General features: G+C 57.2%; 6 protein-coding genes. All 6 read right to left on the bottom strand.

All coding sequences use genetic code 11. The annotated features are described in order from the left end of the window. Positions 1 to 364: 364 nt before the first annotated feature. The gene (locus tag U5A56_RS36530; protein ID WP_257776110.1) at positions 365 to 1,450 is read right to left on the bottom strand and encodes a tartrate dehydrogenase; all 1,086 of its coding nucleotides are present in this window, start codon (positions 1,448 to 1,450) and stop codon (positions 365 to 367) included. A gap of 109 nt (positions 1,451 to 1,559) precedes the next feature. Next, a complete protein-coding gene (locus tag U5A56_RS36525; RefSeq protein WP_257776111.1) occupies positions 1,560 to 3,071 on the bottom strand; it encodes a class I adenylate-forming enzyme family protein in 1,512 nt (503 codons plus the stop codon). Between the two features lie 23 nt (positions 3,072 to 3,094). Further along, positions 3,095 to 3,589, bottom strand: coding sequence for a MaoC/PaaZ C-terminal domain-containing protein (locus U5A56_RS36520; protein ID WP_257776112.1), 495 nt, complete (start codon positions 3,587 to 3,589; stop codon positions 3,095 to 3,097). A 28-nt stretch (positions 3,590 to 3,617) separates the two neighbouring features. Further along, a complete protein-coding gene (locus tag U5A56_RS36515; RefSeq protein WP_257776113.1) occupies positions 3,618 to 4,436 on the bottom strand; it encodes a polysaccharide deacetylase family protein in 819 nt (272 codons plus the stop codon). Positions 4,437 to 4,682: 246 nt separating this feature from the next. After that, a complete protein-coding gene (locus U5A56_RS36510) occupies positions 4,683 to 6,074 on the bottom strand; it encodes an amidase (RefSeq protein WP_374692809.1) in 1,392 nt (463 codons plus the stop codon). A 369-nt stretch (positions 6,075 to 6,443) separates the two neighbouring features. Then, positions 6,444 to 6,746, bottom strand: a complete 303-nt coding sequence (locus U5A56_RS37305) for an enoyl-CoA hydratase-related protein (RefSeq protein ID WP_374692810.1) — start codon at positions 6,744 to 6,746, stop codon at positions 6,444 to 6,446. Positions 6,747 to 7,079 lie beyond the last annotated feature (333 nt).

Genomic DNA, 7,079 nt, shown 5'->3' with positions numbered 1-7,079 from the left:
ACGAGGAACAGTTACCTCTGGGTTTCGAGCCTCTTCGCGAAAAACGGCCGTCGCCTCGAAACCAGCGAAACAACTCATCGATGGTTCGTGGCGGGAAGCGCGACGCTACGCACCGCGACATAGTGTGCTTCCGTGCATTGCGCCGGCTTTATACCGCCTGCTGCACCGAAGCTGCTCATACTATTCAGTCAAATTAGAAGAACTACTGGTATTTAAAAACTTTAGTACGTTGAGTTTTTTGAAACGAGGGCTTTGTGTCCGGCTACGACTACCGAGCGGCGAGAGCCAGACCCATCAAAGCTTAGCGGCGACATAGGAGTTTCCCTATGTCGCCGCCTGCCGTCTCCGAGCCGTTCTCATGCCGTTACGCTTGCCTTACGCGCTCACTGACGTCGACACCCACCTGAGTCGTATTTGCGGTTCCGCCCAAATCCGGCGTGCGTGGCCCCTGCGCGATGCCTTCCTCGATGGCCCGCAAGATGGCGTCGTGCGCAGCACGATACTTGTCCTGCCCTCGACCCAGAAAATCGAGCATCATCGCGCCGGTCCAGATCATGCCGAGCGGGTTTGCAACGTTCTTGCCGTAGATATCGGGCGCCGAGCCATGCACGGGCTCGAACAGCGACGGAAACGTTCTTTCTGGATTCAGGTTCGCCGAGGGCGCGATGCCGATCGTACCGGCGCATGCTGGTCCAAGATCCGAAAGGATGTCGCCGAACAGATTCGACGCGACCACGACGTCGAAGCGCTCTGGCGAGAGAACGAAACGTGCGCAGAGGATATCGATATGATATTTGTCCGTCTTCACCTCGGGATACATCGCGCTAATCGCGGCAACGCGCTCGTCCCAGAACGGCATGGAGATCGAGATACCGTTCGACTTCGTCGCGGACGTGAGATGCTTCTTCGGGCGGCTGTTCGCTAACTCATAGGCAAACTTCACGATTCTGTCGACGCCATGGCGCGAGAACACCGCCTCTTGGAGAACAACCTCCCGATCGGTTCCGGCAAAAAGGTGTCCGCCAACTGAGGAGTACTCCCCTTCCGTGTTCTCACGCACGACATAGAAGTCGATATCGCTCGGCTCCTTCCCTGCAAGCGGGCAAGGCACGCCTGGCATGAGACGCACGGGACGCAAGTTGACATACTGGTCGAACTCGCGCCGAAACTTGAGGAGTGAACCCCACAGAGAGATATGGTCGGGAACGATTGCAGGCCAGCCGACTGCCCCGAAGTAAATTGCCTCAAAGCCGCGCAGTTGCCCGAACCAGTCGGCCGGCATCATGTCGCCATGCTCGCCATAGTAGTCGCAGTTCGCCCAATCGAACGTCTCGAATTCGAGTCTGATGTCATACTTCTCTGCGGCAGCTTTAACAACGCGCAGGCCCTCCGGCATCACTTCCTTCCCAATGCCATCGCCTGCGATTACCGCGATCTTGTGCGTCGTCATGGTTACTGTCTATCAAAATGGCCTCATGCATGAGGCCAAAAATGTACGCTGATCCCCCCTGCGCGATCGCGCATGCACCCCATGCCATCCTTCCTGCCAAGACCATGCTTTACGCCTGCGTGTGCTCTTCGGTCCAACGCGCAAGGAGAGCCTTCTTATCGACCTTGCCAGTGATGCCGAGCGGCAGCTCGTTGGTCCAATAGATCTGGCTGGGAACCTTAAAATCAGCAAGTCTCGATTTACAATACTCGATCAATACATCCGCTGAGACGTGCTTGGCATCGCGGGAAACCACGTAGGCAGCAACGACCTGACCGAACTTCTCATCCGGCACGCCAATCACCGAGGCAGATTGAACGTCCGGATGCGACGCAATGGTTTCTTCAACTTCCGCAGGTGCGATGTTCGCGCCGCCACGGATGATGATGTCCTTGATTCGGCCCGTAAGGTAGTAGAACCCTTCGTCGTCTCGATAGCCCAGATCTCCGGTTCTCATCAGGCCGTGCTCGAAGGTAGCCGCCGTCAATTCGGGGTTCTTGTAGTAGCCGCACGTCGTCGAAGGCGCGCGCACCAGCAACTCTCCCACTTCCCCGGGTTTCACTTCATTGCCGCTGGCATCGATGATCTTGATGACTACGCCTGGCGCGGCCTTCCCAATTGCACTGTCGGGGACAGGCGCAGGGTCATTGGCAAATCGACCGAAGACCGGTCGAACTTCCGTCAGCCCATAGTAGTCATCGATCCTTTTGTTGAACCTGGCCTCGAAGCGATTGCGCAGCTCGCGCGACAACGGGGCGCCAGCCGACACCAGTAGGCGCATGAAGGACAAGTCGATGTGTAAGTCATTCTGCTCGGCATACTCAAGCATCATGGCAAACATCGTCGGCACGCCGTGGAACACCGTCGCGTTGTGGAGCGAGAACGCTTCCAGCGCTTCGCGCGGGTGGAATCGCCGCATCAGCACGACTTCCGCTCCAGCCTGCAGGGTCATGGAAGATGCGGTCGAAAGACCGTACAAAAACCCAAGGGGTAATGCCACGACGGTGACATCCGCCGGTGTCATCGCCCACAACTCGATAAGCGATCGATTGCCATCGACTTCGGCGGCCTGATCGAACGCGACTGCTTTGGGACGCCCGGTCGAACCCGACGTATACGCAATCTGAAAAATCTCAGTTTGCGCGTCGCGGGTCTGCGGTTCGCTCATGGCGCCGAGTTCGCCTAGGCCATCTAGAGACGCCAAGCGCGTAGCAGGTACCAGCGCAGCAGCTGACTCTGCAACATCCCGCTTTTTCTCGTCATGCAACAAGAGCGCGACACTTGCGTGGTCGAGGATGTATGCGACCTCATGCGCCGTCAAGCTGGGATTCACCGAAACGAAAGTCCCGCCGATCTTGCCAAGCGCATAGTAGAGCAAAATCACTTCGACGCGATTCTCGCAAAGCGACGCAACGGTGCTGCCAGGCCCGATGCCAATGCGCTTGAGTCGGTCACCAAGGGCTCCCACTTGCTCCACGAGTTGCCCGTACGTCAACACCGTCTCTGTGCTGCACAGAGCAACGCGTTCACTGTTGCGCTTGGCGTGCGCTTCGATTTCGGCTGTTATCAGGTTGCTGTTCATGCCTGCATGACCATCTGGCGTATTTAAGAGGCGAAGCCCGGCTTGCGCTTCATCATGACTTTCCACTCGCCTTCCTGGACCACTTCCCCACGTTGGTTCTCCACCGCAACATGGAAGAACACGATGCCGGCGGTAGACTTTTTCGTCTCACGTTTGGACGTCACGCGCTCACGCACGTGCAGTGTATCGCCAGCCTTCACGGGCCCCTTCATGTCCCAGGTCATGCCCAGAAAAGCGATGGCGGTACCTTCCTTCAGGCCGAGGCGGAACTCGAGCCCCGTTGCAATTGCGAATACGGCCGGACCGTGCAACAGACGCGCACCGAAGACACTGTTCTTAGCAAATTCTTCGTCGGTGTGAACCGGATTTTGGTCACCGGTTACTGCCGTGAACAGCACGATGTCAGCCTCGGCAATCGTGCGGCGCGGCGTCACCCACTCCTGACCAACTTCCAGTTCCTCGTAGTACTTTGCATTCGGGCCGAGCTGATCGGCGACCGGAGCTTCCATCGTAGACATGTTCAATTCCTCACTTCGTTTGATTTGGTTACTTGACGTTCTTAGATAACGCCACTGCTTTGAACTGCTTCGCCGCTTCTTCCATTGTCATGAAACTCACGCCCGCCCGAGCTCGCATGTGCTCAATCAAGCGTTCGAGCATCGCCACTCTTGGACCTCTGCCGATGATCTCCGGGTGGCACGTCAACGTGAAAAAGCCGTCTTCGGCATATGCTGCGTCGAACTCGCCCTTCCATGCCAAAAAAACGTCTTCTGTAGCACGCAACCCTGCGTTGTACGGGCGTGCCGACCAGTGAAAGTAGGGGTAGTCATCGAGCTCCCACGCCACCGGGAGTTCGACGATCGAACTGTCGGCGCCAAAGGTAACCTTGTCGTCCGACATCACGTCACCTCGCCGAGCGAAATACGGCTGGAAGTCGTTAGCCATCATGCTGCTGTCGTACTGAAGGCCCGCTTCCTCCAGAAGCACGATGCTGTTGTCGCTCAGGTCCCACGCTGGCGAGCGATATCCGCGCGGTCGCTTGCCCGTAATCGCCTGAAGTTCTTCCAAGCTGCGATGCAACAGATCGCGCTCTTCATCGATCGGGAGCCCGACCGGACTCTCGTGAAGGAGGCCATGCGCAGCGACTTCGTGGCCACCGCTTACGATTAACTCGAGTGCGTCCGGAAAATTGCGCGCCGTATGGGCAGGGGTAAAAAACGTTGCCCTTACTCCTTGACGAGCAAGCATGGTCAGAATACGTGGCAGTCCAGCGCGGACACCATACTCGCCCCGAGATAACGCTGTCGGGGTGGTCTGCTTGAACGTGCTAAACCAAATCGCGAGTGCGTCGAAATCGAACGTCAAGCAAACAGTCGTCATCGGTCAATATCCTGATTAGAACGCGGGCCAAACCCCATCGATGCAATCGCCTGCATAGAGAAATCCGGCACGACGCTCGGAGGTTTTCTCATCGGGGTACGGTCTACATACTCTACAATACAAAAATTAGACTCGCAAGTCAAAATTCAAGTCGTGATCCATCGGCAAAAATGGCAATGAGATCGTTGAGGAAAACCTGAACCGCGCGAGCAGAGGGCTTACCAATTCGCTTTACAGATCCGGAATCCGACCGGACCAGGGCGCGAGTTCCTCGATTTGCGCCGCCGTTGTGAGGATTTGGTCTTCCCGTCCGAAGTGTCCGACGAGTTGGACCCCAACCGGCAACCCTGCTGCGGTCCAATACGAGGGCACGCTAGCCGAGGGCTGTCCGGATGCGTTGCCGATCGTCAAGAACGCAGTGTATTTTGAGACCTCCCGACGAAACGACCAGAAATCGGTATTCATCGAGAACTGGCCCAAATGCACAGGAAGCTGTGTAAGTGTGGGACTCAAGGCAAGGTCGAAATCCTTCATGCCCCTAGCCATGCGCCGGCCAACGCTGTGGAACGTGTTGATCGCTGCGATGTATTGCGCGGCGCTCAACTCGCCGCCTCGTTTGTAGGCGTCGAAAATTGCGGGCTCGATGCGAGACCTCCAGCTCGCCTCGTCCCGGCCCTCAACCATGCCTGTGATCGATGCATAGGCATTCGCCATCAATACAGTGACGTGGGCATGAACCAATTCGTCGTAGTCGATGGATGGCAGCTGCGCGTCCACGACCTCGTGACCCGCACGCTTTAACAGCGTCGCCGCAAACTCGACGGCATCGAGACACGCTTGAGCGACTGGAATATTGTTGAAGGCAGACGTCCATTTCGCAATTCGTAGGGGCTTTGCGACATCGCGTCCGAGAAGATCCAAATACGATGTTGGCGCGGACGGCGAGGCGTAAGGAGCCCCCGCCTCGTAGCCTCCGACCGCATCCAACGCCGCCGCAGTGTCACGTACGCTTTTGGAAAGCACGCCCTCGACGGCGAGCCCCCCCCAGCCTTCACCACGCGATGGCCCCATCGGAATCCGTCCACGTGACGGCTTCAATCCGAATACCCCGCAACATGACGCGGGAATCCGGATAGACCCCCCCCCGTCGCTGCCGTGCGCGATTGGAACAATACCGGCTGCCACTGCAGCTGCCGCCCCGCCACTTGATCCGCCCGACGAACGGCTTTGATCCCAAGGATTCTTCGTCGGGTGCCCATTTGCAGTAGCTTCTGTTGTCGGCGCCATGCACAGTTCAGGCACTGTAGTGCGGGCAAACGAGATCAGCCCCGCGTCGTTGAATCGCTCGACGAGGGTGGCGTCGTATTTGAACGGGATATCGCGGAACAGATTCGATCCAATACTCGTCGGGAATTGCTTCGATGCCAGAGCCGAGTCCTTGAGCAAGAACGGCACGGCGCCGAACACTCCTTTAACTGCCACCGTTTTCGCTCGCGCCCGCGCGCCGTCGAAATCCGGATAACAAAGCGCGTGAATCTTAGGATCGACCTTGATTGCAAGCTCGATCGCACAATTCATCAATTCTTCCGGCGAAACCGATTTTTCTTTGAGCAGCGCGGCCAAGCCGAGTGCGTCATGTTGGATGTACTCTGATACTCTCATTTCTGCCCCTTGAAGCCGGCGTGCTCGCGACTAGCCGACCTGAAAATTGATACATGCTGGTGCCGAAATCGGCGTCGACAAGCAGTGGGCCAGGTGTATCGGTCCCAGTGCCGCTACGCAGACTTAAGCCCCATTCCGGATAGATGGATCGTAAGATGTATAGCGCCCTGCAAAGACGGACGTGCGTTTTTCGAGGAACGCACGCCTTCCCTCTTCGGCGTCGCTACTCTTGTTCAACTCGTACAGCTCGTCGACCTCGATTTCAAGTCCGTCCATAAGGGGCAATTCGATCGACACACTGCTCGTTTGAGGCAGCCACTGCAACTTGGCTCAGTGACATGAACGGAGCAATGAAGGCATTGACATCCTCCAAAAGGCCTGCAGCACCAAATTTAAGAGGCCGAATCTCAATGCTTCTTTCGCATCGACAGTACGTACGGTTGGCATCATGTCGAGCGCTCGCGAGCGTCCGATCGACCGTTGGAGTTGTTGAGTCCCGTCCGCCCCCGACAATTGGCCGATTATGACCTCCGCATGCGCGAACTGGGCGCACGGCGTTGCGACGAGCAAAAGTACAAGAATGAGCCAACTCCAAGCCGCCGCCCAGTGCGAACCCGAACACACGCTAACCAAAAATTTCGATAAGTCCTCGTTCTCGAGCGCTGCTTGCCCGATGCGCTGCGATCGCTACGCGCTATGTCAAGCGCGCTGGACAGTTGCCAACCGCAATCGCGCGTACATTCACGGTATACACCGATGTAACTCGCAATCGACGATAGGTCTGATACCGATGACGCTTCGCTTAGCGCGAGTCCATACACCGCATGAGAGAGCCTATCGAACACCTTATCGCTTCTGATCCTCGTTCGCCACGACGTATGGCGCAGTCGAATGCTGCCTTCTGCGCCGGGGGCGAGATACCTAAGATCGTATCGCGTGCGCCAGGCCAGATCTAAAAGCTCTGCC

Source organism: Burkholderia sp. BCC1998, assembly GCF_905339875.1.
Classification (GTDB): Bacteria; Pseudomonadota; Gammaproteobacteria; order Burkholderiales; family Burkholderiaceae; genus Burkholderia.
This window is presented reverse-complemented; position numbering and strand designations above follow the sequence as displayed.

Excerpts from the sequence above, each read along its gene's own strand:
- U5A56_RS36520 (WP_257776112.1), bottom strand. The coding sequence starts at position 3,589 with ATGTCTACGATGGAAGCTCCGGTCGCCGATCAGCTCGGCCCGAATGCA.
- U5A56_RS36530 (WP_257776110.1), bottom strand. The coding sequence starts at position 1,450 with ATGACGACGCACAAGATCGCGGTAATCGCAGGCGATGGCATTGGGAAG.
- U5A56_RS36525 (WP_257776111.1), bottom strand. The coding sequence starts at position 3,071 with ATGAACAGCAACCTGATAACAGCCGAAATCGAAGCGCACGCCAAGCGC.